Source organism: Streptomyces sp. NPDC043854, from assembly GCF_056436005.1.
Genome location: NZ_JBWKDK010000024.1, coordinates 1 through 26,395 on the forward strand (window position 1 = coordinate 1; position 26,395 = coordinate 26,395).

A 26,395-nucleotide genomic window follows, 5' to 3' on the forward strand; every position below is an offset into this window, starting at 1 on the left:
CGGGGTACGGAGCGCCACCACGGCTTGGGGGGTTCGCCGCGGCCGCCCGGCGGGGGCGGGGGGGGGTCGCCCCCCCCCCCCCCCCCCCCCCGCCCCCCCCCCCCCCCCCCCCCCCCCCCCCCTCCCCCCCCCCCCCCCCCCGGGGCGGGGCTCAGTAGCGGTATGGCCCGTCAGTAGCGGTACTGCTCGTACTCGCCGGAGCCCTGGTACGGGTACTGCTGGGGCTGCTGGGGCTGCTGCGGGTACGCCCCGCCGCCCTGGCCGTCGGCCGGGTAGGGCTGGGCGACGTCCCGCTGCTGCGGCACCCACACACCGCCGGGCGGGGTGTCCATCGCGTACTGGTCCTGCCCCGCCGGGCCGCCGCCGGCGTACGGGTCGGCCTGGCCGGTGTACGCGGTGTAGTCGTACGACTGCTGCGGGATGACGCCGCCGCCGGTGCCGATGTACGGGTCCGAGTAGGCGGCGTAGACCTGCTGCTCGCCGCCGGGCTGGTAGGCGCCGGGGTAGTCGTAGCCGCCCTGCGTCTGCGGGTCGTGGTAGCCGGCGTAGCCGTGGGCGTCCTGCTCGGCCATGGCGAAGGGCGAGGCGAACGCGGCCGTCTGCCCGGCGTCGGAGCCGGGCGCGAAGCTCTGTATCCCGTACGAGCCGGTGTCGTCGGGCAGCGGCTCGGGGCTGTAGAAGTCCTCCGTCGCGGCCGTGAACCGCGGCTGCGGGGTCTTCCCGGACTCCGCGGCCCCGCCGGCGCCCGCCTCCGCGTCCGCGGGCGCGCCCGGGCCCTCGGCGTCGTAGTCCAGCCCGGTCACCTCCAGCGCGGGCTCGGACCGCGGCCCGCCCGCCCGGCGGCGCCGGGCGGAACCCTTCGGCGCGGGGGCGTCCCCGCCCTTGCCGCCCTTGCCGCCCTTGCCGCGGCGCAGCGCCCAGCCGGCTTCGAAGCCCTTGCGGAAGGACAGCGTCACCAGCGTCTGGCCGACCGCGAACGCGAGCGCGCCCGCGGCGATGACCGGCACCGACGGCAGCACCACCCCGGCGACCACGCCGAGGAACCCGGCGAACGCGAGCAGCCGCCAGCGCAGCCGGGCCTTGTACTGCATCAGGACCTCGGCAAGCAGCCACAGCGCGACGAAGCCGAACGCGACGTAGAGGACCGTCATTCCCATGCGTGGCACCCCTCGGTACGGCCGCCCTGGGGTACGGCCGATCAGGCCCGCTGGTGCAGGCCCAGGTTCTCGTAGATCTCGAGAGTCGCCGTGGAGTTGTTCAGCGTGATGAAGTGCAGCCCCGGGACACCCTCGGACAGCAGCCGCGCGCAGAACTCCGTGGCGAACTCGATCCCCATGGAGCGTACAGCGGCCGGATCGTCCTTGACGGCGAGCATGCGCTCTTTCACGGCCTCGGGGAAGACCGCATTGCTGAGTTGGGGCAGCCGGTCGAGCTGCCTGATGGCCACAACAGGCATGACCTCAGGGATGATCGGCGTGTCGCAGCCGGCTTTCTCGACGCTGTCGCGCAGCCGCAGATAATTCTCCGGATCGAAGAACATCTGGGTGATCGCATAGTCCGCACCGGCGCGGCACTTGTCCACGAAGTGTCGGATGTCCGTATCCCAGTCCTCGGAGCGCGGGTGCATCTCCGGGAAGGCGGCGACGCCCACGCAGAAGTCGCCGGATTCCTTCAGCAGCCGGACCAGGTCGGCCGCGTAGAGCACCCCTTCGGGGTGCGGCACCCACGGGCCCATGGGGTTGCCCGGCGGGTCGCCGCGCACGGCGAGCATGTTGCGGATGCCGGCGTCGGCGAACTGGCCGATCACGTTGCGCAGCTCGGCCACGGAGTGGTCGACGGCGGTGAGGTGCGCGACGGGCGTCAGCGTGGTGTCGGCGGCGATCTGCTGGGTGGCCCGGACGGTGCCGCCCCGGGTGGAGCCGCCGGCCCCGTACGTCACGGATACGAAGCTCGGGGACACCGCCTCGATCCGGCGCAGCGCGTTCCAGAGGTTGCGCTCGCCCTTCTCGGTCTTGGGAGCCCAGAACTCGAAGGAGTACGAGGGGTACCCGGACGCCAGCAGTTCGCGGACCGTGCGTGCACGGTCCGTTCGGGTGGAAGCGGTACCAAGGGCCATACGGGCAGGTTAGACGCGCGTTCGCGCACCCCGAAGCCCTGTCCGTGATGTGGACAGGTTTTTGGACACTTAGGAGACGTGGTTCCGGATACGCCGGGCGAGGTCCGCAGCGGCGGCCCCCGGGTCGGAGGCCTCGGTCAGGGCGCGGACGACGACGACCCGGGTGGCGCCGGCGTCGAGGACCTCGTCGAGGTTGCCGGCGTCGATGCCGCCGATGGCGAACCAGGGGCGGTCCTGCTCCAGGGAGGCCGCGTAGCGGACCAGGCCGAGGCCGGGGGCGGGCCGGCCGGGCTTGGTGGGGGTGAGCCAGCAGGGGCCGGTGCAGAAGTAGTCCACGCCCGGCTCGGCGGCAGCGGCGTCGACCTCGGACTCGGCGTGGCAGGAACGGCCGATCAGCACGTCCCCGCCGAGAATGGCGCGGGCGGCGGGCACCGGGATGTCGCCCTGGCCGAGGTGCAGGACGTCGGAGCCGATGGCGTGCGCGACGTCGGCCCGGTCGTTGACCGCGAGGAGCTTGCCGTGCCGGCGGGCGGCCTCGGCGAACACCCGCAGGTGGTCGAGCTCCTCGCCGGCTTCCATGCCCTTGTCGCGGAGCTGGACGATGTCCACCCCGCCGGCGAGGACGGCGTCGAGGAACTCGGGGAGGTCTCCCTGCCGCTTGCGGGCGTCCGTGCACAGGTAGAGCCTGGCGTCGGAGAGCTGCCGGGCGTTCGAGGACATGGGTACCCCCTGGTGGGCGCAGCGGACGCGGGCCGCACCGGGCGGCCCGCGTCCCGCGGATGGATCAGTCGGCTCGGGTCAGAGGGCGAGCGCCTGGGCGCGGCGCTTGACCTCCGTGCCGCGATTCTCGCGCAGCGCCTGCACGGGGGTGCCGGGCAGGGTCTCGTCGGCGGTGAACAGCCACTCCAGCATCTCCTCGTCCGAGAAGCCGTCGTCGCGCAGCACCGTCAGCAGGCCGGTCAGGCCCTTGACCAGCTTGCTGCCGTCGATGAAGTCGGCGGGTACCTGGAGGGTGCGGTTCTCGCCCCGGCGGACGGCGATCAGCTGACCTTCCTTGACCAGCTGGCGGACCCGGGTCACCTCGACGTCCAGCATCTCGGCGATGTCGGGCAGGTGGAGCCAGGCGGGGACAAGGGCATCGATCTTTGCGTCAATCTCGGTCACGGCACAAGCCTGCCACCTCCCACCCGCCGCCGGTACCCGGGCCGATCCGTACGGGCGCGCCCCCGGCCGTACGGCGCCCTGCGCGGCCCGGGCGCCGTACGAGGGGGCGCCCCGCCGCGCTACGGCGCGGCGGCCACGGCCGACTTGAGCGGGGTGCCGGGATCGGCCACCCGGTCGGGGTCGACGGCGGCACCGGTCTCGATCAGCCTGCGGCCCTGGGCGAGGTCCCGCGGCCGGCCCACGGCGAGGATCGCGACCAGCGACCCGGCCCGCAGCCAGCACACCGACCACGCCTGCTCGCCGGGGTCGCCGCGCCACAGCAGGGTGTCCGCGTCCGCGTGGTGGCCCGCGTACTGGACGAACCGCCCGAACTGCTCGGACCAGAAGTACGGCACCGGGTCGTAGGCCTGGAGCGCGGCCCCGGCCGGGGGGGCGGCCTGGTCCCCGGCCTCGGCCCGGGCCCCGGCCAGGATGTTCGCCGCGACGACCCGCGGCCCCTGGAGCGCGTTGTCCCAGTGGTGCACCAGCAGCCGTGCCCCGTAGCGCGCCGAGGGGAACGAGGCGCAGTCGCCGACCGCGTACACCCCCGGCAGGGAGGTCCGCAGGTACGCGTCCGCGGTGACCGAGCCGTCGGCGCCGAGCTCGACGCCCGACCCGGCCAGCCAGCGGGTCGCGGGCCGCGCCCCGATGCCCACGACCACCGCTCCGGCGGGCAGCTCCCGGCCGTCCGCGAGCAGGACCCGCCCGGACTCCACCGAGGCGACCTTGGCGGAGGTCAGCAGGGCCGCCCCCACCTCCTCGTACCAGCCGGCCATCGGGGCGGCGACCTCGGCCGGCAGGGCGCCCGCCAGCACCCGGTCCGCGGCCTCGACCACCGTCACCGCGCATCCCGCCTCGCGGGCCGCCGTGGCGAACTCCGCGCCGATCCACCCGGCGCCGACGACGACGGTGGCCGGGGTCCGGGCCAGCACCGGCCGGAGCCGGGCCGCGTCGTCGAGGGTGCGCAGCAGGTGGACGCCGGGGACGCCCTCGGCGCCGGGCAGGGTCAGCGGTTCGGCGCCGGTCGCCAGGACCAGGACCCCGTACGGGACCGGGCCGGCCTCGGTGTCCAGTTCGCGGTCGGCGGCCCGCAGCCCGGTCACCTCCACGCCGAGCCGGAGTTCGATGCCGAGGCCCTCGAAGTCGACGTCGAAGGCGGAGTCCTCGGCCTTGCCGAGCAGGACCGCCTTGGACAGCGGGGGCCGGTCGTACGGCTGGTGGGGCTCGGCGCCCAGCAGGGTCACGGGCCCGGTCCAGCCCTGCTCGCGGAGGGCGACCGCGGTCTGCACCCCGGCCATTCCGGCGCCGACGATGACGACGCCGCTCTGAGTCTGTTCGGTCTGCTCGCTCACGCAATCCACCCTAGTCAGCGCGATCGGTTCAGGACGATCGGTTGAAGGGGTGCACCGGCGGCCGCGTCCCGGCTCTCTCCCGCTCCCCGAAGAGGAACGGCTACTGTGGCCACCGTACCTATCGCGGGAGCCCGGGCGCACCGGGCTGAGAGGGAGGCTGGCCGGCCTCCGACCGTCCGAACCTGATCCGGGTCATGCCGGCGAAGGGAGGGGCTGGACGCCCATGTACTCGTCCAAGGGATCCGTGGCAGCCACGGGGTCCGACGTCCTCGTCATCGGGGGCGGGATCATCGGCCTGGTCACCGCCTGGCGGGCGGCCCGGCGCGGGCTGCGCACCGCCCTCGCCGACCCGGCCCCCGGCGGCGGCGCCGCACAGGTCGCGGCGGGCATGCTCGCCGCCGTCACCGAGCTGCACTACGGCGAGGAGACCCTGCTCGGCCTCAACCTCGCCTCCGCCGCCCGCTATCCGGAATTCGCCGCCGAACTCGCCGACGCCAGCGGCGGGATGGACATCGGCTACCGGGCCTGTGGCACGCTCGCCGTCGCCCTCGACGCCGACGACCGGCTCCACCTGCGCGAACTGCACGCCCTCCAGCGCCGCTGCGGACTGGAGTCCGAGTGGCTCACCGGCCGCGAGTGCCGGCGCCTGGAGCCGATGCTCGCCCCGGGCGTACGCGGCGGCCTGCGCGTCGACGGCGACCACCAGGTCGACCCGCGGCGGCTGGCGGCCGCGCTGCTGGCCGCCTGCCGGCGCGCCGGCGTGGACATCCGCCGGGCCGCCGCCGAACGGCTGGTGGTCACCGCCGACCGGGCGGCCGGCGCGGTCCTCGACGAGGGCACCGAGCTGTCCGCGGACCAGGTGGTGCTGGCGGCGGGCTCGCTCAGCGGCCGGCTGGCCGGCGTACCCGCCGAGGCGCTGCCGCCCGTCCGGCCGGTGAAGGGGCAGGTGCTGCGGCTCGCGGTGCCGGCCCCGTACGCGCCGTTCCTGTCGCGGACGGTACGGGCCGTCGTGCGCGGCAGCCACGTGTACCTGGTGCCGCGGGAGAACGGCGAGCTCGTCATCGGCGCCACCAGCGAGGAACTCGGCTGGGACACCACGGTCACCGCCGGCGGGGTGTACGAACTCCTCCGCGACGCACACGAGTTGGTGCCCGGCATCACCGAACTGCCGCTGACCGAGACCCGGGCCGGGCTGCGCCCCGGCTCCCCGGACAACGCCCCGCTGCTCGGCCCCACGGCCCTGCCCGGCCTGCACCTGGCCACCGGGCACTACCGCAACGGGGTGCTGCTCACCCCCGTCACCGGCGACGCGATGGCCGAACTGCTCGCCACCGGCGCGCTGCCGGAGGCCGCCCGGCCCTTCACCCCGCGCCGCTTCTCCCCCGCACGTCAGGAGTCGTACGCATGACCATCTCCGTCAACGGCGAGCCGCGCGAGCTCGCGCCCGGCACCACCCTGGACGCGGTGGTCGCCACCCTCACCACGGCCCCCTCCGGGGTCGCGGCCGCCCTCAACGAGACCGTGGTCCCGCGCGGGCAGTGGCCGCACACCGCGGTCGGCGAGGGCGACCGGGTCGAGATCCTGACCGCGGTCCAGGGAGGCTGAACGCGATGGCGGACGACGCATTCGTCCTCGGCGGCCGGACCTTCTCCTCCCGCCTGATCATGGGCACCGGCGGGGCGCCCAGCCTGGAGGTCCTGGAACACGCCCTGGCCGCCTCCGGCACGGAACTCACCACGGTCGCGATGCGCCGGCTGGACCCGGCGGTGCAGGGCTCCGTCCTCGGCGTCCTCGACAAGCTCGGGATCGCGGTCCTGCCGAACACGGCCGGCTGCTACACGGCCGGCGAGGCCGTGCTGACCGCCCGGCTGGCCCGGGAGGCGCTCGGCACGGACTGGATCAAGCTGGAGGTCATCGCCGACGAGCGGACGCTGCTCCCCGACGGGGAGGAGCTGCTGGCCGCCGCCGAGACCCTGGTGGACGACGGGTTCACGGTCCTGCCGTACACCAACGACGACCCGGTGCTGGCGCGGAAGCTGGAGGACGCCGGCTGCGCCGCCGTCATGCCGCTCGGATCGCCCATCGGGTCGGGCATGGGCATCCGCAACCCGCACAACTTCGAGCTGATCGTGGAGCGGGCCGGCGTGCCGGTGATCCTGGACGCGGGTGCGGGAACGGCCTCGGACGTGGCGCTGGCGATGGAACTCGGCTGCGCCGGGGTCATGCTGGCGTCGGCGGTGACGCGGGCGCAGGTGCCGGTGCTGATGGCCGGGGCGATGCGGGATGCGGTGTCCGCGGGGCGGCTGGCCTTTCGCGCGGGCCGGATCCCGCAGCGCCGCTTCGCGCACGCCTCCTCCCCGGCCGAGGGCCGCGCCGCCCTCGACCCGGAACGCCCGGCCTTCTGACCTCCGCCGCCGGGTGCCGCCGGGTGGCGCTGCGCGGAGCCCTTCCCCACCCCGCCCCTTCCCGAAACCGGGCTCCGCCCGGGCCCCGTCCCGGGCGCTTCGCGCCCGGTGCGCTCAAACGCCGCGCGGGCCGGAAATTCCAGCCTCGCCGGCGCTTGAGGCGCGGGGGTCTGGGGGCGGAGCCCACAGTTTCGGGAAGGGGCGGGGTGGCGAACGGCTCCGCGCAGCGGCAGCGGCGGGGGCCGCGATCCGCGTCACAGCTGTGCTGCAAGCCGGGGCGGGCAGGGCAGGGCCCCACCCGGCGCCAATAGAATCGCCGGGTGGACACGACCCTGGATGACCCGCTCGTCGGGCAGACGCTCGACGGCCGCTACCGCATCGACGCCCGCATCGCGGCAGGCGGCATGGCCACGGTCTACCGGGCCCTGGACACCCGTCTCGACCGCATCCTCGCGCTGAAGGTGATGCACCCGGCGCTGGCCGCGGACGCCGCCTTCGTCGACCGGTTCATCCGCGAGGCGAAGTCCGTGGCCCGCCTCGCGCACCCCAACGTGGTGGCCGTCTTCGACCAGGGCACCGACGGCCCGTACACGTACCTGGCCATGGAGTACGTCTCCGGCTGCACCCTGCGCGACGTGCTGCGCGAGCGCGGCGCGCTCCAGCCGCGGGCGGCGCTGGACATCCTGGAGCCGGTCCTCGCCGCGCTCGGCGCCGCGCACCGGGCCGGGTTCGTGCACCGGGACATGAAGCCCGAGAACGTGCTGATAGGCGACGACGGCCGGGTCAAGGTGGCCGACTTCGGCCTGGTCCGGTCCGTGGACACGGTCACCAGCACCACCGGCGCCGTCCTCGGCACCGTCTCCTACCTCGCCCCCGAGCAGATCGAGAACGGGGTCACCGACACCCGCGTCGACGTCTACGCCTGCGGTGTGGTGCTGTACGAGATGCTGACGGGGGACAAGCCCCACACCGGCGGCACCCCCGCCCAGGTGCTCTACCGGCACCTGCACGAGGACGTCCCGCCCCCGTCGGCGGCGGTCCCGGGGCTGGCCGCCCCGCTGGACGAGCTGGTCGCGCAGGCCACCGCCCGCACCCCGGAGCTGCGCCCCTACGACGCCGCGGCCCTGCTCGGGCTGGCTCTGGACGCCCGGAGCCGGCTCACCGACGCCGACCTGGACGCCGTACCGCCGCAGGCGCGTGCCGAGGAGCGGTCGTCCGCCGAGGACCGTACGAGCGTCATCCCGCGTACCGTGGGCGCCCGACAGCCCGTGGAGCACACCTCCCTGCTGGCCGCCCCGCTGCTGCCCGAGCCGGCGGCGGAGGAGGCGGCGCCGCAGCCGGCCCCGGGCCGGGCCCGGCTGCGGCGCGGTCCGCTGCTGGTGGTCGCGGCCGTGCTGCTGGCCCTCGGCATCGGCACCGGCGTCTGGTACATCAACGCCGGCCAGTTCACCAAGGTCCCCAACCTGCTCGGAAAGACCGAGGCGCAGGCCCGGTCGGAGCTGTCCGAGGCCGGGCTCGGTGTGAAGCGGGTCGACCGGAAGTTCAGCGACGCCTTCGACCGGGGGACGGTCATGGCCACCGACCCGCAGGGGGCGAAGCGCATCCGCGGCAACGGCGCGGTGGTGCTCACCGTCTCGCGCGGCCCGGAGGTCGTGGTGGTTCCCGACGTCAAGGGCCGTCCGCTGGAGGAGGCGAAGGCCGAGCTGACCAAGAGCGGTCTGGCCCCCGGCATCGTCACGCAGGCGTTCAGCCAGGACGTGCCGCAGGGCTCGGTGATCTCCACCGAGCCGAGCGGCGGGCAGAAGCGGGCCCCCGACACCGCGGTCTCGGTCACGGTCAGCAAGGGCCGGCCGGTGCCGGTGCCGAACGTGGCCGGGAGGCCCGTGGACCAGGCCCGGGCCGCGCTGCAGGACCTCGGCCTCAAGGTGGAGACGGCGGCCGACGAGATCAACTCGCCGTTCCCGGCCGGTACGGTCGCCAACCAGTCGGTCGGCGCGGGCGCGCAGGCCGCGGCCGGTGACACGGTCGTGCTCACGCTCTCCAAGGGGCCGCGCCAGATCCCGGTGCCGAACGTGATCGGGCAGGAGGCCGACGTGGCCCGCAAGACCCTTGAGGCGGCCGGGTTCAAGGTGAAGGTGGAGCGCCCGTTCCTGTCCCTCAGCAGGACCGTGGACGCCCAGTCGGTAGCGGGCGGCCAGACCGCCGCCGAGGGCAGCACGATCATCCTGCGGATCAAGGGGCTGTAGCGGGCGTGGAGGAGCGGGCCATGCGCAACCCGGTGGGCGGGCACGTGCCGGTGGCGGGCGGGCTCGCCTCGGTGGGGCTGTCGTACGCGCGGGAGCTGGCGGCCGAGGCGGTGCAGGTCTTCGTGGCCAATCCGCGCGGCTGGGCCACCCCGGCGGGGAACCCGGCCCAGGACGAGCTGTTCCGGGCCGGGTGCGAGGCCGGGTCGATCCCGGCCTACGTGCACGCCCCCTACCTGATCAACTTCGGCTCGCACACCGGGGCGACGGTGGAGCGGTCGGTGGAGTCGCTGCGCCACTCGCTGCGCCGGGGCCGGGAGATCGGCGCGCTGGGGGTGGTCGTGCACACCGGGTCGGCGACCGGGGGCCGACCGCGCGAGGCGGCGTACGCGCAGGTCAGGGAGCACATGCTGCCGCTGCTGGACGAGCTGGTGCACGACGGCGACCCGATGCTGCTGCTGGAATCGACGGCCGGGCAGGGCTCCTCGCTGTGCTCGCGGACCTGGGACTTCGGCCCGTACTTCGACGCGCTCGACCACCACCCGAAGCTGGGGATCTGCCTGGACACCTGCCACGTCTTCGCCGCCGGGCACGACCTGGCGGAGCCGGGCGGCGTGAAGCAGACGCTGGACCTGCTGGTGGACACGGTGGGCGAGGGGCGGCTGAAGCTGATCCACGCGAACGACTCGAAGGAGGGCGTGGGCGCGCACAAGGACCGCCACGCCAACATCGGGCAGGGCCACATCGGCCGGGAGGCCTTCGCCGAGCTGTTCACGCACCCCGCGGTGGAGGGGGTGCCGCTGATCATCGAAACCCCGGGCGGCAAGGAGGGGCACGCGGCCGACGTGGCCCTGCTGAAGGAACTGCGCGCCCTGCACTGACCCGGCGGGGACCGACCCCGCGCCGCGCGGGGCGTACGGCCGCTACAGCTCGGGGCCCTCCCCGGGCTCCTCCTGGTAGGAGTAGCGCTGCTCGCGCCAGGGGTCGCCGATGTTGTGGTAGCCCCGCTCCTCCCAGAAACCGCGGCGGTCCGCGGTCATGTACTCCACGCCGCGGACCCACTTCGGGCCCTTCCACGCGTACAGGTGGGGCACCACGAGCCGCACCGGGAAGCCGTGCTCGGCGGTGAGCAGTTCACCGCCCTGGTGGGTGGCGAAGACGGTCCGCTCCGAGGCGAAGTCGGCCAGCCGCAGGTTCGAGCTGAAGCCGTACTCCGCCCACACCATCACGTGGGTGACCTGCGGCGCCGGCGGGGCGAGGGCGAGGATCTCGCGGGCGAGGACACCGCCCCATTCGGCTCCCACCATGCTGAACTTCGTCACGCAGTGCAGGTCGGCCACGACCGACTCGAAGGGCAGGGCCGTGAACTGCTCGTGGTTCCAGCAGTGCTTCTCGCCGTCGGCGGTCGCACCGAAGACACGGAACTCCCAGCGCTCCGGCTTGAACTTGGGCACGGGCCCGTAGTGGGTGACCGGCCAGCCCCGCTGAAGCCGCTGCCCCGGTGGAAGCTCCGGCTGTTCTGCTCCCGGAGATTCCCGGCTTTCCGGCTGACCCATGACTCCATGGTGACAGACGCGGCGGGGTGGTCATGACCAGGGCGCCGGCTGATTCGGACATGTCATGGCAACTCCCAGTAAGGAGGTACTTACTGGACGGCCCCCGGTCACGGTGCAAGGATGCGCGCACTGACCCGTCACCTAGCTGACATTGCCTGGAAGGAGCCTCTGCGATGCAGGGCGACCCCGAGGTCCTCGAGTTTCTGAACGAGCAGCTGACCGGCGAGCTCACGGCGATCAACCAGTACTGGCTCCACTACCGGATCCAGGACAACAAGGGTTGGACCAAGCTCGCCCACTACACCCGCGCCGAGTCCATCGACGAGATGAAGCACGCGGACAAGCTCACCGAGCGCATCCTGATGCTCGACGGGCTCCCGAACTACCAGCGCCTCTTCCACGTGCGGGTGGGCCAGACCCTGACCGAGATGTTCCAGGCGGACCGCCAGGTGGAGGTCGAGGCGATCGACCGCCTCAAGCGGGGCATCGAGGTGATGCGCGGCAAGGGCGACATCACGTCGGCGCGCCTGTTCGAGGAGATCCTGGCGGACGAGGAGCACCACATCGACTACCTCGACACCCAGCTGGAGCTCATCGAGGCCCTCGGCGAACCGCTCTACATCGCCCAGCAGATCGAGCAGCCGGACAGCTAAGCGGCCCCCGAGGCCGGCTAGGCCCGGCGGAGCCGCGTCTAGGCGACTTCGGCGAGCTCCGGAGCGGGCGCCAGCACGGACGCCGGGCGGCCCTTCTCCAGCAGCTCGCGGCGCGGGCAGGCCCCACGGCCGAGGAGGCCCTGGATGGTGCGCACGCAGGAGCCGCAGTCGGTGCCGGCCTTGGTGGCGGAGGCGATCTGGCGGGGGGTGCAGGCCCCGGCAGCCGCGTGTTCCTTGACCTGCTGGTCGGTGACACCGAAGCAAGAGCAGACGTACACGCGGTTCACCTCCCTGTCAGGAATGCCCTCGGAAAGCCATCCCCTATTCGGTGAGGCTTACCTAACCTTACCCAAAGTCGGGGTGGCCGAAAAGTCCCGGGTACGACTGTGGGGCGCGGATCACATCGATCCGCGCCCCACAGTCACGAGGTGCTCACCGGCAGCCGCCGGGGCGGCACAATGTGCCGGTCACTGGTCGCGGTACATCTCGGCGACGAGGAACGCCAGGTCGAGGGACTGGCTGCGGTTCAGGCGGGGGTCGCAGGCCGTCTCGTAGCGCTGGTGCAGGTCGTCGACGAAAATCTCGTCGCCGCCGCCCACGCACTCGGTGACGTCGTCACCGGTGAGCTCGACGTGGATGCCGCCCGGGTGGGTGCCCAGCTCCTTGTGGACCTCGAAGAAGCCCTTGACCTCGTCGAGCACGTCGTCGAAACGGCGCGTCTTGTGGCCGGAAGCCGCCTCGAAGGTGTTGCCGTGCATCGGGTCGGTGACCCAGGCCACCGTGGCGCCCGAGGCCGTGACCTTCTCGACCAGCTCGGGGAGCTTGTCGCGGACCTTGTCGGCACCCATGCGGACGACGAAAGTCAGCCGGCCCGGCTCGCGCTCGGGGTCCAGGCGGTCGATGTACGTCAGCGCCTCGTCCACCGTGGTGGTGGGGCCGAGCTTGATGCCGATCGGGTTGGCGATCTGCGAGCAGAACTCGATGTGCGCGTGGTCCAGCTGGCGGGTGCGCTCGCCGATCCAGACCATGTGGCCGGAGGTGTCGTAGAGCTTGCCGGTCCGCGAGTCGGTGCGGGTCAGCGCGCCCTCGTAGTCGAGCAGCAGCGCCTCGTGGGAGGCGTAGAACTCCACCGCCTTGAACTCGGCCGGGTCGGTGCCGCAGGCCTTCATGAAGTTCAGCGCGTTGTCGATCTCCCGCGCGAGCTGCTCGTAGCGCTGCCCGGACGGGGAGGACTTCACGAAGTCCTGGTTCCAGGCGTGCACCTGGCGCAGGTCGGCGTAGCCACCGGTGGTGAAGGCGCGCACCAGGTTCAGCGTCGACGCCGACGCGTGGTACATGCGCTTGAGCCGCTCGGGGTCCGGCACGCGGGCCTCGGCGGTGAACTCGAAGCCGTTGACGGAGTCGCCGCGGTAGGTCGGCAGGGTCACGCCGTCGCGGGTCTCGGTGTCCTTCGAGCGCGGCTTGGAGTACTGGCCGGCGATCCGGCCGACCTTGACGACGGGCACGGAGGCCGCGTACGTCAGGACGGCACTCATCTGCAGCAGGGTCTTGAGCTTGCCGCGGATGTGGTCGGCGGACACGGCGTCGAAGGCCTCGGCGCAGTCGCCGCCCTGGAGCAGGAACGCCTCGCCCTTGGCGACGGCGCCCAGACGGGCACGCAGCTGATCGCACTCGCCCGCGAACACGAGCGGAGGATACGACTCGAGGTCCGCGACGACAGCGCGCAGGGCCTCGGCATCGGGGTACGAAGGCTGCTGCGCCGCGGGCAGGTCTCGCCAGGTCGCCTTGACGGCGGGGGCGTGGGTTTCAGCGTTCACGGTCACACCTACACATTAAGGGCTCACACCCCGCGTCCAGCCGGATGACCACCAGGTGAGACAGACGTCTCCTGTCGTGTCGCCCGCCGGTCACCACCTCCCCGCGTGGGCTAGGGTTCGTGGCGTGTACGCGCACTCCTGCCAGAACTGGTGGTGGACCGCTCCCGGCGGCCCGCCTGTCTCGCGTACCCACTGACACGAGCGACACGAAGGCCGCCCCGAGGGGCGGCCTTCGGTGGTTTCCGAGGCCCGGCCGCCCCTCCTTCCCGGAAGGACGACCCGACCACCCATGGACATGGACAACCGGACCAGCAGCCGGCTGCTCGGCCTGCTCCGCGACGACTGCCCGCCGTTCGCCCTGCTGCGCAGGCGCACCCCCGGCCGCGACCACGACACCGTCGAGGTGCTGATCGGCCCGGTGCTGGAGGCCGAGCGCCTCGCCGACCTGCCCGTCCGCGCCCTGCCGAGCCTGGCCCTGGTGCCGTTCCGGCAGATCCGCGAGCGCGGCTTCGACGTCCGCGACGACGGCACCCCGCTCGCGGTACTGGCCGCCGAGGAGGCGTACGAGGTCCCCCTCGCCGAGGCGCTGGCCGTGCTGCCCGCGCACGGGGTGCGGGTCGAGGACGGCGGCTTCGACGTGCCCGACGAGGAGTACGCGGCCACCGTCCGGCGGGTCGTGGAGGACGAGATCGGCCGCGGCGAGGGCGCCAACTTCGTGATCCGGCGCACCTTCCGGGGCCGGATCGACGGCTTCGGGCGGGCCGATGCGCTCGCGCTGTTCCGGCGGCTGCTGCTGGGCGAGCGCGGGGCGTACTGGACGTACGTCGTCCACACGGGCGGGCGCACCCTCGTGGGGGCGAGCCCCGAGGTGCACGTGCGGATGTCCGGCCACACGGTCGTGATGAACCCGATCAGCGGAACGTACCGCTACCCGGCCGGCGGCCCGACCACCGAGTCGCTCCTGGCCTTCCTCGGCGACCGCAAGGAGACCGAGGAGCTGTCGATGGTGGTCGACGAGGAGCTGAAGATGATGTGCACGGTGGGCGACCGCGGCGGGGTCGTCATCGGGCCGCGGCTGAAGGAGATGGCGCACCTCGCGCACACCGAGTACGAGCTGCGCGGCCGTTCCTCGCTGGACGTGCGGGAGGTGCTGCGCGAGACGATGTTCGCCGCCACCGTCACCGGCTCGCCGGTGCAGAACGCCTGCCGGGTGATCGAGCGGTACGAGGCCGGGGGCCGCGGCTACTACGCGGGGGCGCTGGCGCTGCTGGGCCTGGACGCGGCCGGGGCGCAGACCCTGGACTCGCCGATCCTGATCCGGACGGCGGACATCGCCGCGGACGGCACCCTGCGCGTGCCGGTGGGCGCCACGCTGGTCCGGCACTCGGACCCGGCGGGCGAGGTCGCCGAGACCCACGCCAAGGCGGCCGGGGTGCTGGCCGCCCTCGGGGTCCGGCCGGCGGCCCCGCCCCGGCCCGCGTACCCGCGGACCGGGGCGGGGCCGGCCGCGGACCCCCGGGTCGCGGCGGCGCTGGCCGCCCGCCGCCGGGACCTGGCGCCGTTCTGGCTGCGGATGCAGGAGCAGCCGGCGGCCGCGGCCGGGCACTGCCTGGTGGTGGACGCGGAGGACACGTTCACGGCGATGCTCGCCCACGTGCTCCGGGCCGCGGGCCTGTCGGTGACGGTGCGCCGCTTCGACGAGCCGGGGCTGCGGGAGGCCGCGCTCGCGCACGAGGGGCCGATCGTGCTGGGCCCGGGGCCGGGCGACCCGGCGGATGCCGCCGACCCGAAGATGCGGCTGCTGCGCGGGCTGGCGCGGGAGCTGCTGGCGGGGCACACGGGCGGGCTGCTCGGAGTGTGCCTGGGCCATGAGCTGATCGCCGCCGAGCTGGGGCTGCCGCTCGTCCGCAAGGCGGAGCCGGCGCAGGGGGCGCAGGTGGCGGTCGACCTGTTCGGTGCCCGTGAGGTGGTCGGCTTCTACAACACGTTCACGGCGGCCTGCGACGCCGAGGCCGCGGCGGAGCTGGCCGCGCACGGGGTGGAGGTCGCCCGGGACGCCGCCACGGGCGAGGTGCACGCCCTGCGGTGCGCGGCGCGCGGTTTCGCGGGCGTCCAGTTCCACCCGGAGTCGGTGCTGACCCTCCGCGGCGCGGAGCTGCTGCCCGCGCTCCTGTCGGGCGTCCGCGACCGGGCCGCCCGGTCCTGACCCGCCCGACCCGCCCGACCCGCCCGCCCGGCCGGAAGCCGGCGGCCGGCAGGCCTATGCCGGCTCCGGGCGGCGGGAGCGCAGGTCGCGGACGATCTGCCAGGCGATCACCGGGCCCAGCGGCAGCAGGGCGTACGGCAGCAGGTCGATCCGGCCGACGGCGAGGACGACGGGGGCCGGCACGCTCAGCAGCTGGTCGGTGAAGGTCAGCCACGGGCCGGTGCGCTGTCCGGGCTCGGCGCGCAGGGCGGGCCGCAGGGCCCGGACGGCGTTCCCGAGTTGGACGAGGGCGAGGGCGAGCAGCAGCCACCGGAGGGCGAGGGGGATGTCCACGTGGCCGAATGTAGGGGGTGATCACCGGGGCGCGCCGGCCGGGGGCGGTCAGGGGCTGTCCGGGGGCGGGCAGAGGGTGTTCTCGGAGGTGCGGCCGGTCAGGTAGTCGGCGACGTTGCGGACCGTCGCGTCGATGATCTGGCCGACCGCCTCGTGCGTGTAGTACGCCTGGTGGGAGGTGACCACCACGTTCGGGAAGGTGATCAGCCGGGCCAGGGTGTCGTCCTTCACCGGCTCCAGGGACCTGTCGGTGTGGAAGATCCCGGCCTCCGCCTCGTAGACGTCCAGGCCGACCCCGGTGAACCGCCCGGCCCGCAGCTCGGCCACCAGCGCGTCCGTGTCGACGAGCCCGCCCCGGCTGGTGTTCACCAGGATCGCGTCGTCCTTCATCATCCGCAGCCCGACCGCGTCGACGAGGTGGTGCGTGTCCTCCAACAGCGGGAGGTGCAGGCTGATCAGGTCGGCGGAGCGGAACAGGTCGTCCTTGTCGGCGTACTTCATGCCGAGTGCCAGGCAGGCCGGGTTCTCCGCGACGTCCCAGCCGAGCAGGTTCATGCCGAAGCCGTGGGCGATCCGGGTGAAGGCCTCGCCGATCCTGCCGGTTCCGAGCACGCCCGCGGTGCGGCCGCGCAGGTCTCGGCCCATCAGCCCGGTGAGGCGGAAGTCGAAGTCCCGGGTGCGGCGGGAGGCGCGGACGATCCGCCGGTTCACGGCCAGCGCCAGCGCCCAGGCGAACTCGGCCACCGCGTACGGGGAGTAGGCCGACACCCGGCTCACCGTCAGCCCGAGCCGCCGTGCGACGTCGAGGTCGATGTTGTTGAAGCCGGTGGACCGCTGGGCGATCATCTTCGTCCCGCCGCCGGCGAGCGTCCGCAGGACCCGGCCGCCCAGGTCGCCGTTCACGCTGGACGACACGATCTCGTACCCGGCGGCGATGGGGGCGGTGTCCTCGTCGAGGGCGACCTCCAGGCAGCGCACGTCGTGCTGCCCCGCGAACGCCCTTTCGAGCAGCGGCTTCTCGTCGCTCTGCACGCCGAATGCCAGGATTTCCACGTTCGCTCCCGCTGCACGGAGAAGACGGACCATGGGCCGTCTGTCACGATACGGCCCATGCCCCGCCCGTGCGCCCAGGCTCAGCCGAAGAACACGCCGGCCTCCCGGTACAGCGCCGGGTCCACCGTCTTCAGCTTCGCCGTCGCCTCCGCCAGGGGTACGCGCACGATGTCCGTCCCCCTGAGGGCGACCATGGTGCCGAAGTCGCCGTCGTGCACCGCGTCGATGGCGTGCAGGCCGAACCGGGTCGCGAGCCACCGGTCGAACGCGCTCGGCGTGCCGCCGCGCTGGATGTGGCCGAGCACCGTGGTCCGGGCCTCCTTGCCCGTACGGCCTTCGATCTCCTTGGCCAGCCACTCGCCCACGCCCGACAGCCGGACGTGCCCGAAGGAGTCGGTGGTGGCGTCCTTGAGCACCAGCTCCCCGTCCGTGGGCACGGCCCCTTCCGCGACCACCACGATCGGCGCGTAGCTGGCCTTGAACCGGGAGGCCACCCAGGCGCAGACCTGGTCGACGTCGAAGCGCTGCTCGGGGATGAGGATGACGTTGGCGCCGCCCGCGAGCCCCGAGTGCAGCGCGATCCAGCCGGCGTGCCGGCCCATCACCTCGACGACCAGCACCCGCATGTGCGACTCGGCGGTGGTGTGCAGCCGGTCGATGGCCTCGGTGGCGATGCCGACGGCCGTGTCGAAGCCGAAGGTGTAGTCCGTCGCCGACAGGTCGTTGTCGATGGTCTTCGGCACGCCGACGCAGGGGACGCCGTACTCCCCGGACAGCTTGGCGGCCACGCCCAGGGTGTCCTCGCCGCCGATCGCGATGAGCGCCTCGACCTCGTGCTTGGCGAGGGTGTCCTTGATCCGGCGGACGCCGTCGTCCTGCTTGAACGGGTTGGTCCGCGAGGAGCCGAGGATCGTTCCGCCGCGGGGCAGGATGCCGCGGACGGCGGGGATGCCGAGCGGGACGACGTCCCCCTCGACCGCGCCGCGCCAGCCGTCCTTGAAGCCGGCGAACTCGCAGCCGTACTCCTGCACGCCCTTGCGGACGACGGCCCGGATGACCGCGTTGAGCCCGGGGCAGTCGCCGCCGCCGGTCAGCACTCCGACCTTCATGGAATCTCCCTTCGCCACAGGGCCGCGCGGCCCGCATGACGGTCACGCTAGTGGTGACACAGGTCACACCAAGGGCTCCGGGAGGGGCAATTCCGGTGGAATTGCGGGGCGTTGCGTCCACCCGTTCACTCGTACGAGGACGTGGGTACGGCGTACGGCACCGCTTACGCGTCGTCGAGCCCGCGTTCTATCGCGTACCGGACGAGCTCCACCCGGTTGTGCAACTGGAGCTTGCCCAGGGTGTTCTGGACGTGGTTCTGCACCGTGCGGTGGGAGATGACGAGCCGCTCCGCGATCTGCTTGTACGACAGCCCCTTGGCCACGAGCCGCAGCACCTCGGTCTCCCGGTCGGTCAGCCGCGGGGCCGTCGGCTCGTCGGGGGCGGCGGGCACCGGGTCGGTGGCCAGCCGCCGGTACTCGCCGAGGACCAGCCCGGCCAGGCCCGGCGTGAACACGGGGTCGCCGGCGGCCGTGCGGCGCACCGCGTCGATCAGCTCCTGGGCGCCGGCGGACTTCATCAGGTAGCCGGTGGCACCGGACTTGACCGCTTCCAGGACATCGGCGTGCTCGCCGCTCGCGGACAGGACGAGGACCCGCAGGGCCGGGTTGGCGCCGACGAGCTCCTTGCAGACCTGCACACCGGGCAGGCCGGGCAGGTTGAGGTCGAGGACGAGGACGTGCGGGGCGGCGGCGGGGGCGCGGCGCACGGCCTCGTTGCCGTCGCCGGCGGTGGCGACCACGTCGAAGCCGGCGGCGGCGAGGTCGCGGGCGACCGCGTCCCGCCACATCGGGTGGTCGTCGACGACCATCACCTTGATCTCGCCGAGCTCGTTCTGCCCGATCGGCCGGGTCGCCTGCGTCGGCTGGGTCACTGGGTCCTCCCCCTGGGTACTTTCAGTTCCACTTCGGTGCCCTGCCCGGGGACGGACACCAGCTCGGCGGTGCCGCCGAGGTCGCGCAGCCGGCCGCGGATGGACAGGGCCACCCCCATCCGCCCCTCGCCCTCGGCCTGGTCGAGGCGGCCGGCCGGGATGCCGGGGCCGTCGTCGCGGACGGTCACGATCACCTCGTCGCCCCAGTCCTCGACCAGGATCCAGGCGCGGGCGCCCTCGCCGGCGTGCTTGCGCACATTGTCCAGGGCGGCGCCGACCGCGGCGGCCAGCTCCCGTGCCGCGGACGCCGGCAGCAGGACGGGCGAGCCCGGCTCGGCGAAGCTCACCTTTGCGCCGGCGTGCGGGGCGAGCAGGGTCCGCAGGTCCGTCTCGCCCTCGTCGGCGCCGGGCTCCTCCACCTCGTACGTGTCCACCAGCGCGCCGAGCGACTCGTCGCGGGAGACCCGGGAGGTGTGCACGAGCCCGCTGGAGACCAGGGTGCGCAGCGCGACCTCCTGCTCCCCGGCCATCCGGCCGAGTTCGGCGGCCTCGCCGCCCAGCTCGGTGCCGCGCCGCTGGACCATGGCGAGGACCTGGAGGACCCCGTCGTGGATGTCGCGGGCGAGGCGCTCGCGCTCGCGGGTGGCGGCCTCGATCTCCAGGGCGCGGGCCAGGGTCGCCTCACTGGCCCGGGCGACCTCGACGACGTATCCGATGGCGACGGACGCGACCCAGACCAGCAGCACGTTGTGCACGGTGTCGCGGCTGGGCTCGCCGCGCTGGACGATGTTGGCGGCGGCGACGAAGCTCGACGCGACGCAGGCCCACCGCCAGCCGCCCTTGAGCGCGAAGCCGAGGACGGCGCCCGCGGTCCAGATGCTGGGCAGGGTGGGGCCGCCCGCCGTGATCCGCTCGTGGGTGTCGGCGAGCGGGGTCAGCAGGATCCCGACGAGGGCGACGGTGAGGTCCGCGACGAGGAACCGCTTGGTGCACACGGCGGCGCCGGCCACCTTGCGCCGGGTGGCCAGCGTCCACGCGGCGAGGCAGGCCAGGTATCCGGCCGCGACCCAGGGCCGGTCGAAATCGCGGTACGCCGAGGCGAACAGCAGGACCGCGTAGACCATGGTGATCAGCCGGTAGGCGGTCAGCGCCCGCCACAGCGGCTGCTCGACCGACATGCGCACGACGCGCTCGCGTTTCGCCATCTCCCCACCCCTTGCGGGCGGTCCCGCCCCGTTCGCCGCCGGCCCGGCCCGGCCGGGGGCCGGGCCTGCTCGTGTGCGCTGCGCTACTCCGCGTTCTTGTCCGCGGCGGCCTTGGCGGCCTTCGCCGCCTCCTTCTCGGCCTTCTCGGCCTCGGCGATCTGGCGCTTGGCCGCCGTCGCGTAGATGTCGACGTACTCCTGGCCGGACAGCTTCATGATCTCGTACATGACCTCGTCGGTCACCGAGCGCAGGATGAAGCGGTCGCCGTCCATGCCCTTGTAGCGGCTGAAGTCCAGGGGCTTGCCGATCCGGATGCCCGGGCGCATCAGCTTCGGGACGACCTTGCCGGGCGGCTGGATCTTCTCCGTGTCGATCATTGCGACGGGGATCACGGGCGCGCCGGTGGCCAGGGCCACGCGGGCCAGGCCGCCGGGCTTGCCGCGGTAGAGGCGGCCGTCGGGTGAACGCGTCCCCTCGGGGTAGATACCGAACAGCTCCCCGCGCTCGATGACCTCGATGCCGCTCTTGATGGCGGCCTCGCCGGCCCCGCGTGCGCCGGAGCGGTCCACCGGGAGCTGGCCGACGCCCTTGAAGAAGGCGGCCGTCAGCTTGCCCTTCACGCCCGGGGAGGTGAAGTACTCGGCCTTCGCGATGAAGGTCACCTTCCGGTCGAGCACGGCCGGCAGGAAGAACGAGTCCGAGAAGGACAGGTGGTTGCTCGCCAGGATCGCCGGCCCCTCGGCGGGAATGTTCTCGAGGCCCTCCACCCAAGGCCTGAAGGCGAGCTTCAGGGAACCCCCGATGGAGAACTTCATTGCGCCGTAGATCAACTCGAAAGCCTTCCTGTGTCCTGTCGAACAGACCTTAACCCGTGGCTCGCACCGGGGGCGCCCGACGGCCCTGGTCGGTGCCACTCCGGTCGCGTACGGTGAAGTCACACAGCGCTACGCACCCCCGTGCCCCCCTTGACGAAGGAGACCCCGGTGCCCGTCCTCCCTGGAGCCGAGCCGTTCCGCCACGAGGGCGGAGAGGTCGGCGTACTCCTCTGCCACGGCTTCACCGGCTCCCCGCAGTCGCTGCGCCCGTGGGCCGAGTATCTCGCCGAGCGGGGCCTGGCCGTGTCGCTGCCCCTGCTTCCGGGACACGGGACGCGCTGGCAGGACATGCAGCTCACCGGGTGGCAGGACTGGTACGCGGAGGTGGACCGGGCACTGCGCGAGCTGCTGGACCGGTGCAGCCGGGTCTTCGTGTTCGGGCTGTCCATGGGCGGGGCGCTGACCCTGCGCCTGGCGGCGAAGCACGGTGACGCCATCAGCGGCATCGTCCTCGTCAACCCGGCCAACAAGGTGCACGACCCGCTGGCGTTCGCCCTTCCGGTGGCCCGGCACTTCGTGCGGTCGACGCCGGGCATCGCGAGCGACATCGCCAAGCCGGGCTCGGAGGAGGTCGGGTACGACCGGGTCCCGACCCGGGCCGCGCACTCGCTCCGGCAGTTCCTCCGGCTCGTGGACGGCGAACTGCCGCAGGTGACCCAGCCGGTGCTGCTGCTGCACAGCCCGCAGGACCATGTCGTCCCGCCAGTCGACTCGGCGCGGATCCTCTCGCGGATCTCGTCCACGGACGTCACCGAGACGCTGCTGGAACAGAGCTACCACGTGGCGACGTTGGACCACGACGCGGAGCGGATCTTCGAGGACAGCTACGCGTTCGTCGGACGGCTCGCACAGGGTGTCGTCGGCAGGGAAGGGGCGGCCAGCGGTGGCTGAACACGAGGAGTCCCCGGGGGGCGTTCCCCCGCTGGACGAGGAAGCGGCGTGGGCGGCGATCGTCGCCGGGTACGGGCAGGAGCCGCCCGACCCGCCGGGCGCGCGGCCGTTCCGCCCGATCGAGAACCTGATGCTGCCGGAGGAGGACGTGGAGCCGCTGCAGCCGAAGGATTCCAAGGAGCCGAAGGGTTCGAAGGAGCCGAGGGCGCCGAAGGAGCCGGAGGAGGACGCCCCGCCGGCGCCGCTCGGCAGCTCGGTGGTGTTCGCCCCGGGCGTGGGCCCGGGCGGGTCCGGGCCGCGGGACCACTCCCTGGCGGATCCGGACGACGCCGACGACGCGGACGAGGGCCACTTCGTGCAGCCCGAGCCGGAGCTGCCGCCGGCCGACACGACGGCGAAGTTCGCGTGGCTGGCGGTGGTGGGCGGGCCGGTGCTGCTGCTGGTGGCCGTCCTGCTCCAGTGGGACATGACCTGGTGGCTCACGACGCTGGGCATCGGCGGCTTCCTCGGCGGCTTCGCCACCCTGGTCGCCCGCATGCAGCAGGGCGACGACGAGGACGACGACCCGGGCCGCGGCGCAGTGGTCTGACCCCGCACGCCAGGGGCACGACCCCAGGGGCACGGGGAACTGCGCGGTCACCCACGACCCGCACGGGCAGGGGCGCGGGGAACTGCGCGCTCAGCCCCCGGCGCCCCGCACCCGGGGCGCACACCCCGGCCCGCACGGCGGTGCCCCGGGGGCGCGGGGAACTGCGCGATCAACCGAGAACGGCCCGCGGCGGATCCACCGGCAGCCGCAGCGCCGCCAGCACCGGCAGGTGATCGCTGGCCGCGGCGAGGTCCGCGTCCCCAACCCCCTCCAGCCCCGCCGGGACACCACAGCCCAGCACCTCCACCCCCCGCGTGGCGAACACCGCGTCGATCCGCCGCGGCGGCCCGCCCCGCACGAAGGTGTGGTCGCCGCCCCACGGCGCCACCGCCCGGCAGTCCTGGAGGGCTCCGGCGAGCCGCCGGAAGGCCGGCCCGTCCGGGGTCTCGTTGACATCGCCCGCGGCGATCCCGTGGGGCGCACCGGCATCCCCGAGGCGGGCCAGCAGCTCCTCGGCGTGGGCCTGCCGCTCGGCGGCGTCCAGCGGCAGGTGGGCGCTGAGTACGGCGACCCGGGCACCCCCGAAGCGGACCACGGCGGTGGCGAAGCCCCTGCGGTGCAGGCCGGGGGTGAGCGGGAGCAGCACGTCCTCGGTCCGCTCCACGAAGGCGCGCAGGGAGCACAGCAGCAGCGGCCCGGCGGCGGTCGCACCGCCCGACAGGACCACCAGGTCGCATTTCGCGGCCAGCCGGGCCGCGTGTTTGCGCCAGCGGAAGAACCGCGGGGCTTCCTGGACGAACACCAGGTCGGGGGCGCAGGCGCGGATCACCCGGGCCAGGGCGTCCTCGTCGTCGCGCAGGGAGCGGATGTTGTAGCTGAGGGCGCGGATGACGGCGGAGCCGTCGGCCTCGGTACGGGACTCGGGCAGGTCCGGCAGCACGGGGCGGGCGGGCTGCGAAGGCCGCGCGGGCAGACGTGAACGCGAAGTCAGGTCCATACCCCGCAACATAGCCATCCTGCCCGCCGTGCCCCAGGGGGCGCGGCGGGCAGGGTGCGCAGGGCGGAGGGCTCAGCCCTGGCGGGCCAGGTCCGCCGCGCCGACGAGTCCGGCCTTGCCGCCGAGCTGGGCGGCGAGCACCTGCGCGTGCGGGCGCCAGGCGCCGCCGATCAGCCAGCGCTTGAAGGACTTGCGGATGGGGTCGAGGACGAGGTCGCCCTCGTCGGAGACGCCGCCGCCGACGATGAACGCCGAGGGGTCGAAGAGCGAGGCCAGGTCGGCCAGGCCGGCGCCGGCCCAGCGGGCGAGCTCGCGGAAGGAGTCGACGGCCACCGGGTCGCCCTGCCGGGCGGCCTGGCTGATGTGCTTGCCCTCGATGCCCTCGGGGGTGCCGTCGCCGAGGGCGAGCAGCAGGGCCGCGTTCTCCGGCGTGGCGTTGGCGCGCTGCTTGGCGTACCGGACGAGGGCGCGCCCGGAGGCGTACTGCTCCCAGCAGCCCTGGCTGCCGCAGCCGCACAGCAGGCCGTCGGGGACGACCCGGATGTGCCCGAACTCGGCGGCCACGCCGAACCGGCCGCGGCGCAGCTTGTTGCCGATGATGATGCCGCCGCCGAGGCCGGTGCCGAGGGTGATGCAGATGACGTCCTCGTGGCCCTGGCCGGCGCCGAAGCGGTATTCGCCCCAGGCGGCGCAGTTCGCGTCGTTCTCGACGACGACGGGCAGGCCGATGCGCTGCTCGACCTTGTCCTTGAGCGGCTCGTGCCGCCAGTTGATGTTCGGCGCGAACAGTACGGTCGCGCGCTTGTCGTCCACGTAGCCGGCGGCGCCGATGCCGACGGCCTCGATGGTGTGGTTGCTGCTGACTTCGGTCACTGCGGCGCAGATCGCGTCCGTCACGCCGTCCGCGGTCGGCGGGGTGGGCACCTTGTACGTCTCAAGGATGGTGCCCTCTTCGTCGACCACGCCGGCCGCGATCTTCGTGCCGCCGATGTCGACGCCGATGGTGAGTCCCATTAGTCCCTCGGTTTCCGGTCAAACCCCGCCACGGCCAACCGTACCCGAGGGCGGTGCCGTCTCAGTCGAGGTCGATGCGCTGGGACGGGCCCGCTCCGCCCTCGTCACGGGGGTCCGAACCGTCTCCCGCGGGCTGGTCGGGGCCGGGGCCGGGGGCGGTTTCGCCGCGGGTCCAGCGGCGCTCGTGGCCCTCGACGGCCGAGCGGTAGGCGGCGAGGAGCTCGGATCCGGCTGCCGCGAGGTGGCCGAAGACCTCGGGGTTGCGTTCGACGACGGGCTTGGCGGCGGCCTTCGCCTGGTCGACGATCTGCCGCACCGCGCCCTGGGCGGTGGCTCCGAGCGGCGGGTTGTTCAGGGCGGAGACCTTGTCGGCGACGGCCTCGAACAGCTTGAACAGCTCCTCGGCGGCGGTTCCGGTCCCGGACGGGGTGCCGGTGCCGCCGTGCCGGGAGCGGCGGCGCTCCTCCTCGGCGGCGAGGTCCTCGGCGCAGGCCGTGGCCCAGGCGTCGTCGTCGGTGGGACGGTCGGTGGCCTCGCTCATGGCGGACTCTCCTGCGGCAGCTGCGGGACGTGCGATGCGGTGCGGTGCGTACTGCTCGGTACTGCTTGGTACTGCTCGGTAGTGCTTTTCGTGCACTGCTTTCACTGCTTTCGACGTTACCCGAACGGGGGTACGCCGTTCAGGGCCGGCGCGGCCACAGCGCCGGGTCGGGGGTGAAGCGGATGCGCAGCTCGCCGTCGGCGAGGGCGGCTCCGGTGACGGTGCAGCGGCGCAGCGCGGACGGCAGGGAAACGATCCTCCGGTGCGGGCCGGCCGCGATCAGCAGCTCGTCGCCGCGCCGGACCAGGTCGAGGTCGCGCTTGTGCGCGCCGGGCAGCGGAACCGCCCAGACGAGTACCCCGTCCTCGGCGAGCCGGTCCTCGACGGCCCAGTCGCGGCGGGCCGGCGGGGCGTCCGGTACGAGCCCGGGGGCCCCGGCGAGCCGCGCCAGGTCCTCGGGGCCGCGGGGGGCGCGGCCGAGGTGGGGCAGCGGGACCAGGGGCCGGCCGGTGTCGGCGGCCCACTGGGCGGCGTACTTCTCCTGCTCGGCGGCGAGCCCGGCGAGCCAGGGGTCCGGCGAGCCCTGCGGCACCATGCGGTTGGCGACGATCCCGCCGACGGGCAGCCGGAGGAGGGCGGCCCCGAGCAGCCCGGTCCGCAGCGAGGCGTCGGCGGCCGGTCCCGGTTCGGCGACGAGCCGCAGGGAGGTGGTGTCGGCCTCGACGACCCGCTGGACGGCGGCCAGCTCCTCGTCCCAGCGGGCGGCGGCCTCGTACAGCCACTGGGCGGGCATGGGAACGCCGGCCAGCTGGGCCAGTACGGGGCGCAGGGCGCGCGCGGCCTGCCGTTCGGCGGGGAGCAGCCGGGCCAGGTAGCGGCGCAGCTGCCCGGGCAGGGCGAGGGCGGCCAGGGCCTGGTGCAGCGGGGGCAGGTCGACGACGACGAGGTCGGTGCCGGGCGCGGCGGCGGCCCGCCGCAGGGCGCGCAGCAGGGCGAACTGCTCGGCACCGGGCAGCTCGGTGAGCTCCTCGGCCCCGAGCGGGCGGGAGCCGAGCATGCCGAGGAGGGCGGAGCCGCGTTCCTGGAGGGCGGCCAGCTCGGCGCGGAACTCCCCGCCGGAGTCGACGCGGGCCACCAGGATCCCGCCGGCGGGCACCGCGGTCAGCCCGGGGGCGACCTCGACGGGCTCGCCGGCGGGTTCCCCGGCGAATGCGGCGACGGGGTCGGCCGAGCCGGCGCAGGGCGCGGGGTCGCCGGACAGCAGCAGCACCCGCTGCCCGGCCCGGGCGGCGGCGGCCGCGGTGGCCGCGGCGACGGTGGTCCGCCCGGCTCCGCCGGGGCCGGTGACGAGCAGGGTGTGCACGC

28 protein-coding genes and 1 riboswitch are annotated in these 26,395 nt (G+C 73.9%); of the genes, 10 read left to right on the forward strand and 18 right to left on the reverse strand.

The features are described from left to right. Positions 1 to 170: 170 nt before the first annotated feature. The 5 genes from AC068A_RS21850 to AC068A_RS21870 all read right to left on the reverse strand — a co-directional run bounded on the left by AC068A_RS21850 (position 171) and on the right by AC068A_RS21870 (position 4,671). Entirely contained in the window at positions 171 to 1,157 is a 987-nt protein-coding gene (locus tag AC068A_RS21850) for a hypothetical protein (RefSeq protein ID WP_478587261.1), read from the reverse strand. A gap of 41 nt (positions 1,158 to 1,198) precedes the next feature. Further along, positions 1,199 to 2,116, reverse strand: a complete 918-nt coding sequence (metF, locus tag AC068A_RS21855) for a methylenetetrahydrofolate reductase [NAD(P)H] (RefSeq protein WP_478587263.1) — start codon at positions 2,114 to 2,116, stop codon at positions 1,199 to 1,201. A 69-nt stretch (positions 2,117 to 2,185) separates the two neighbouring features. Further along, entirely contained in the window at positions 2,186 to 2,836 is a 651-nt protein-coding gene (gene thiE / locus AC068A_RS21860; RefSeq protein WP_478587265.1) for a thiamine phosphate synthase, read from the reverse strand. A gap of 78 nt (positions 2,837 to 2,914) precedes the next feature. Continuing rightward, entirely contained in the window at positions 2,915 to 3,280 is a 366-nt protein-coding gene (locus AC068A_RS21865) for an Rv2175c family DNA-binding protein (RefSeq protein WP_478587267.1), read from the reverse strand. A gap of 119 nt (positions 3,281 to 3,399) precedes the next feature. Beyond that, entirely contained in the window at positions 3,400 to 4,671 is a 1,272-nt protein-coding gene (locus AC068A_RS21870; protein WP_478587269.1) for an NAD(P)/FAD-dependent oxidoreductase, read from the reverse strand. A gap of 113 nt (positions 4,672 to 4,784) precedes the next feature. Beyond that, a riboswitch (TPP riboswitch) is annotated at positions 4,785 to 4,897 on the forward strand. On the opposite strand from AC068A_RS21870, the gene thiO reads away from it, so the two are divergent. The 5 genes from thiO (at position 4,895) to AC068A_RS21895 (ending at position 10,200) form a co-directional block, all read left to right on the forward strand. Beyond that, positions 4,895 to 6,079: a glycine oxidase ThiO gene (gene thiO / locus AC068A_RS21875; RefSeq protein WP_478587271.1), complete on the forward strand. Its 1,185-nt coding sequence runs from the start codon at positions 4,895 to 4,897 to the stop codon at positions 6,077 to 6,079. (Overlaps the previous riboswitch by 3 nt.) Further along, on the forward strand, positions 6,076 to 6,276 hold the full coding sequence (thiS, locus tag AC068A_RS21880; RefSeq protein WP_360632675.1) for a sulfur carrier protein ThiS: 201 nt from the start codon (positions 6,076 to 6,078) through the stop codon (positions 6,274 to 6,276). Before thiO ends, thiS begins: the two co-directional genes overlap by 4 nt. Before the next feature lie 5 nt (positions 6,277 to 6,281). Next, positions 6,282 to 7,076: a thiazole synthase gene (locus AC068A_RS21885; protein ID WP_478587273.1), complete on the forward strand. Its 795-nt coding sequence runs from the start codon at positions 6,282 to 6,284 to the stop codon at positions 7,074 to 7,076. 320 nt (positions 7,077 to 7,396) lie between these two features. Further along, positions 7,397 to 9,322, forward strand: a complete 1,926-nt coding sequence (pknB, locus tag AC068A_RS21890; protein WP_478587275.1) for a Stk1 family PASTA domain-containing Ser/Thr kinase — start codon at positions 7,397 to 7,399, stop codon at positions 9,320 to 9,322. A 20-nt stretch (positions 9,323 to 9,342) separates the two neighbouring features. Beyond that, positions 9,343 to 10,200: a deoxyribonuclease IV gene (locus tag AC068A_RS21895; RefSeq protein WP_478587276.1), complete on the forward strand. Its 858-nt coding sequence runs from the start codon at positions 9,343 to 9,345 to the stop codon at positions 10,198 to 10,200. Positions 10,201 to 10,242: 42 nt separating this feature from the next. Here the strand turns inward: AC068A_RS21895 and AC068A_RS21900 are convergent, their stop codons facing one another. Next, positions 10,243 to 10,875, reverse strand: coding sequence for a sulfite oxidase-like oxidoreductase (locus AC068A_RS21900; RefSeq protein WP_478587278.1), 633 nt, complete (start codon positions 10,873 to 10,875; stop codon positions 10,243 to 10,245). 173 nt (positions 10,876 to 11,048) lie between these two features. Here AC068A_RS21900 and bfr point away from each other — a divergent pair, with 173 nt between their 5' ends. Next, a complete protein-coding gene (gene bfr, locus AC068A_RS21905; RefSeq protein WP_478587279.1) occupies positions 11,049 to 11,528 on the forward strand; it encodes a bacterioferritin in 480 nt (159 codons plus the stop codon). A 38-nt stretch (positions 11,529 to 11,566) separates the two neighbouring features. Here bfr and AC068A_RS21910 read toward each other — a convergent pair whose 3' ends face one another. Both AC068A_RS21910 and AC068A_RS21915 read right to left on the reverse strand, forming a co-directional pair. After that, positions 11,567 to 11,815 (reverse strand): (2Fe-2S)-binding protein, encoded by a 249-nt coding sequence (locus AC068A_RS21910; RefSeq protein ID WP_478587281.1) that lies wholly within the window; start codon positions 11,813 to 11,815, stop codon positions 11,567 to 11,569. Positions 11,816 to 11,995: 180 nt separating this feature from the next. Further along, entirely contained in the window at positions 11,996 to 13,351 is a 1,356-nt protein-coding gene (locus AC068A_RS21915; RefSeq protein ID WP_478587283.1) for a class II 3-deoxy-7-phosphoheptulonate synthase, read from the reverse strand. Between the two features lie 118 nt (positions 13,352 to 13,469). Between AC068A_RS21915 and AC068A_RS21920 the strand changes: the two genes are divergently transcribed. Then, positions 13,470 to 13,541, forward strand: a complete 72-nt coding sequence (locus AC068A_RS21920; protein ID WP_478587449.1) for a trp operon leader peptide — start codon at positions 13,470 to 13,472, stop codon at positions 13,539 to 13,541. A gap of 99 nt (positions 13,542 to 13,640) precedes the next feature. Continuing rightward, entirely contained in the window at positions 13,641 to 15,551 is a 1,911-nt protein-coding gene (locus AC068A_RS21925; protein ID WP_478587451.1) for an anthranilate synthase family protein, read from the forward strand. A gap of 54 nt (positions 15,552 to 15,605) precedes the next feature. Here AC068A_RS21925 and AC068A_RS21930 read toward each other — a convergent pair whose 3' ends face one another. The 6 genes from AC068A_RS21930 to AC068A_RS21955 form a co-directional block, all read right to left on the reverse strand. After that, positions 15,606 to 15,884, reverse strand: coding sequence for a hypothetical protein (locus AC068A_RS21930; protein WP_478587284.1), 279 nt, complete (start codon positions 15,882 to 15,884; stop codon positions 15,606 to 15,608). 48 nt (positions 15,885 to 15,932) lie between these two features. Next, positions 15,933 to 16,937 (reverse strand): 2-hydroxyacid dehydrogenase, encoded by a 1,005-nt coding sequence (locus AC068A_RS21935; RefSeq protein WP_478587286.1) that lies wholly within the window; start codon positions 16,935 to 16,937, stop codon positions 15,933 to 15,935. 80 nt (positions 16,938 to 17,017) lie between these two features. Beyond that, a complete protein-coding gene (locus AC068A_RS21940; protein ID WP_478587288.1) occupies positions 17,018 to 18,046 on the reverse strand; it encodes a 6-phosphofructokinase in 1,029 nt (342 codons plus the stop codon). A 164-nt stretch (positions 18,047 to 18,210) separates the two neighbouring features. Further along, the gene (locus tag AC068A_RS21945) at positions 18,211 to 18,855 is read right to left on the reverse strand and encodes a response regulator (RefSeq protein ID WP_478587452.1); all 645 of its coding nucleotides are present in this window, start codon (positions 18,853 to 18,855) and stop codon (positions 18,211 to 18,213) included. Between the two features lie 59 nt (positions 18,856 to 18,914). Then, entirely contained in the window at positions 18,915 to 20,123 is a 1,209-nt protein-coding gene (gene macS, locus AC068A_RS21950; RefSeq protein ID WP_478587290.1) for a MacS family sensor histidine kinase, read from the reverse strand. 83 nt (positions 20,124 to 20,206) lie between these two features. Beyond that, on the reverse strand, positions 20,207 to 20,938 hold the full coding sequence (locus AC068A_RS21955; RefSeq protein ID WP_179174475.1) for a lysophospholipid acyltransferase family protein: 732 nt from the start codon (positions 20,936 to 20,938) through the stop codon (positions 20,207 to 20,209). Between the two features lie 168 nt (positions 20,939 to 21,106). Here AC068A_RS21955 and AC068A_RS21960 point away from each other — a divergent pair, with 168 nt between their 5' ends. Together AC068A_RS21960 and AC068A_RS21965 are read left to right on the forward strand one after the other, a co-directional pair. After that, on the forward strand, positions 21,107 to 21,889 hold the full coding sequence (locus tag AC068A_RS21960; RefSeq protein ID WP_478587292.1) for an alpha/beta hydrolase: 783 nt from the start codon (positions 21,107 to 21,109) through the stop codon (positions 21,887 to 21,889). Beyond that, entirely contained in the window at positions 21,882 to 22,478 is a 597-nt protein-coding gene (locus tag AC068A_RS21965; protein WP_478587294.1) for a hypothetical protein, read from the forward strand. The genes AC068A_RS21960 and AC068A_RS21965 overlap by 8 nt, the downstream gene beginning before the upstream one ends. Before the next feature lie 169 nt (positions 22,479 to 22,647). On the opposite strand, the gene AC068A_RS21970 is transcribed toward AC068A_RS21965, so the two are convergent. The 4 genes from AC068A_RS21970 to AC068A_RS21985 all read right to left on the reverse strand — a co-directional run bounded on the left by AC068A_RS21970 (position 22,648) and on the right by AC068A_RS21985 (position 26,393). Then, entirely contained in the window at positions 22,648 to 23,475 is an 828-nt protein-coding gene (locus tag AC068A_RS21970) for an endonuclease/exonuclease/phosphatase family protein (protein ID WP_478587296.1), read from the reverse strand. Between the two features lie 72 nt (positions 23,476 to 23,547). Further along, on the reverse strand, positions 23,548 to 24,489 hold the full coding sequence (locus AC068A_RS21975) for an ROK family glucokinase (protein WP_360632632.1): 942 nt from the start codon (positions 24,487 to 24,489) through the stop codon (positions 23,548 to 23,550). Positions 24,490 to 24,550: 61 nt separating this feature from the next. Next, entirely contained in the window at positions 24,551 to 25,030 is a 480-nt protein-coding gene (locus AC068A_RS21980) for a DUF5304 domain-containing protein (RefSeq protein ID WP_478587298.1), read from the reverse strand. 139 nt (positions 25,031 to 25,169) lie between these two features. Beyond that, positions 25,170 to 26,393 (reverse strand): ArsA family ATPase, encoded by a 1,224-nt coding sequence (locus AC068A_RS21985; protein ID WP_478587300.1) that lies wholly within the window; start codon positions 26,391 to 26,393, stop codon positions 25,170 to 25,172. Positions 26,394 to 26,395: the final 2 nt, after the last annotated feature.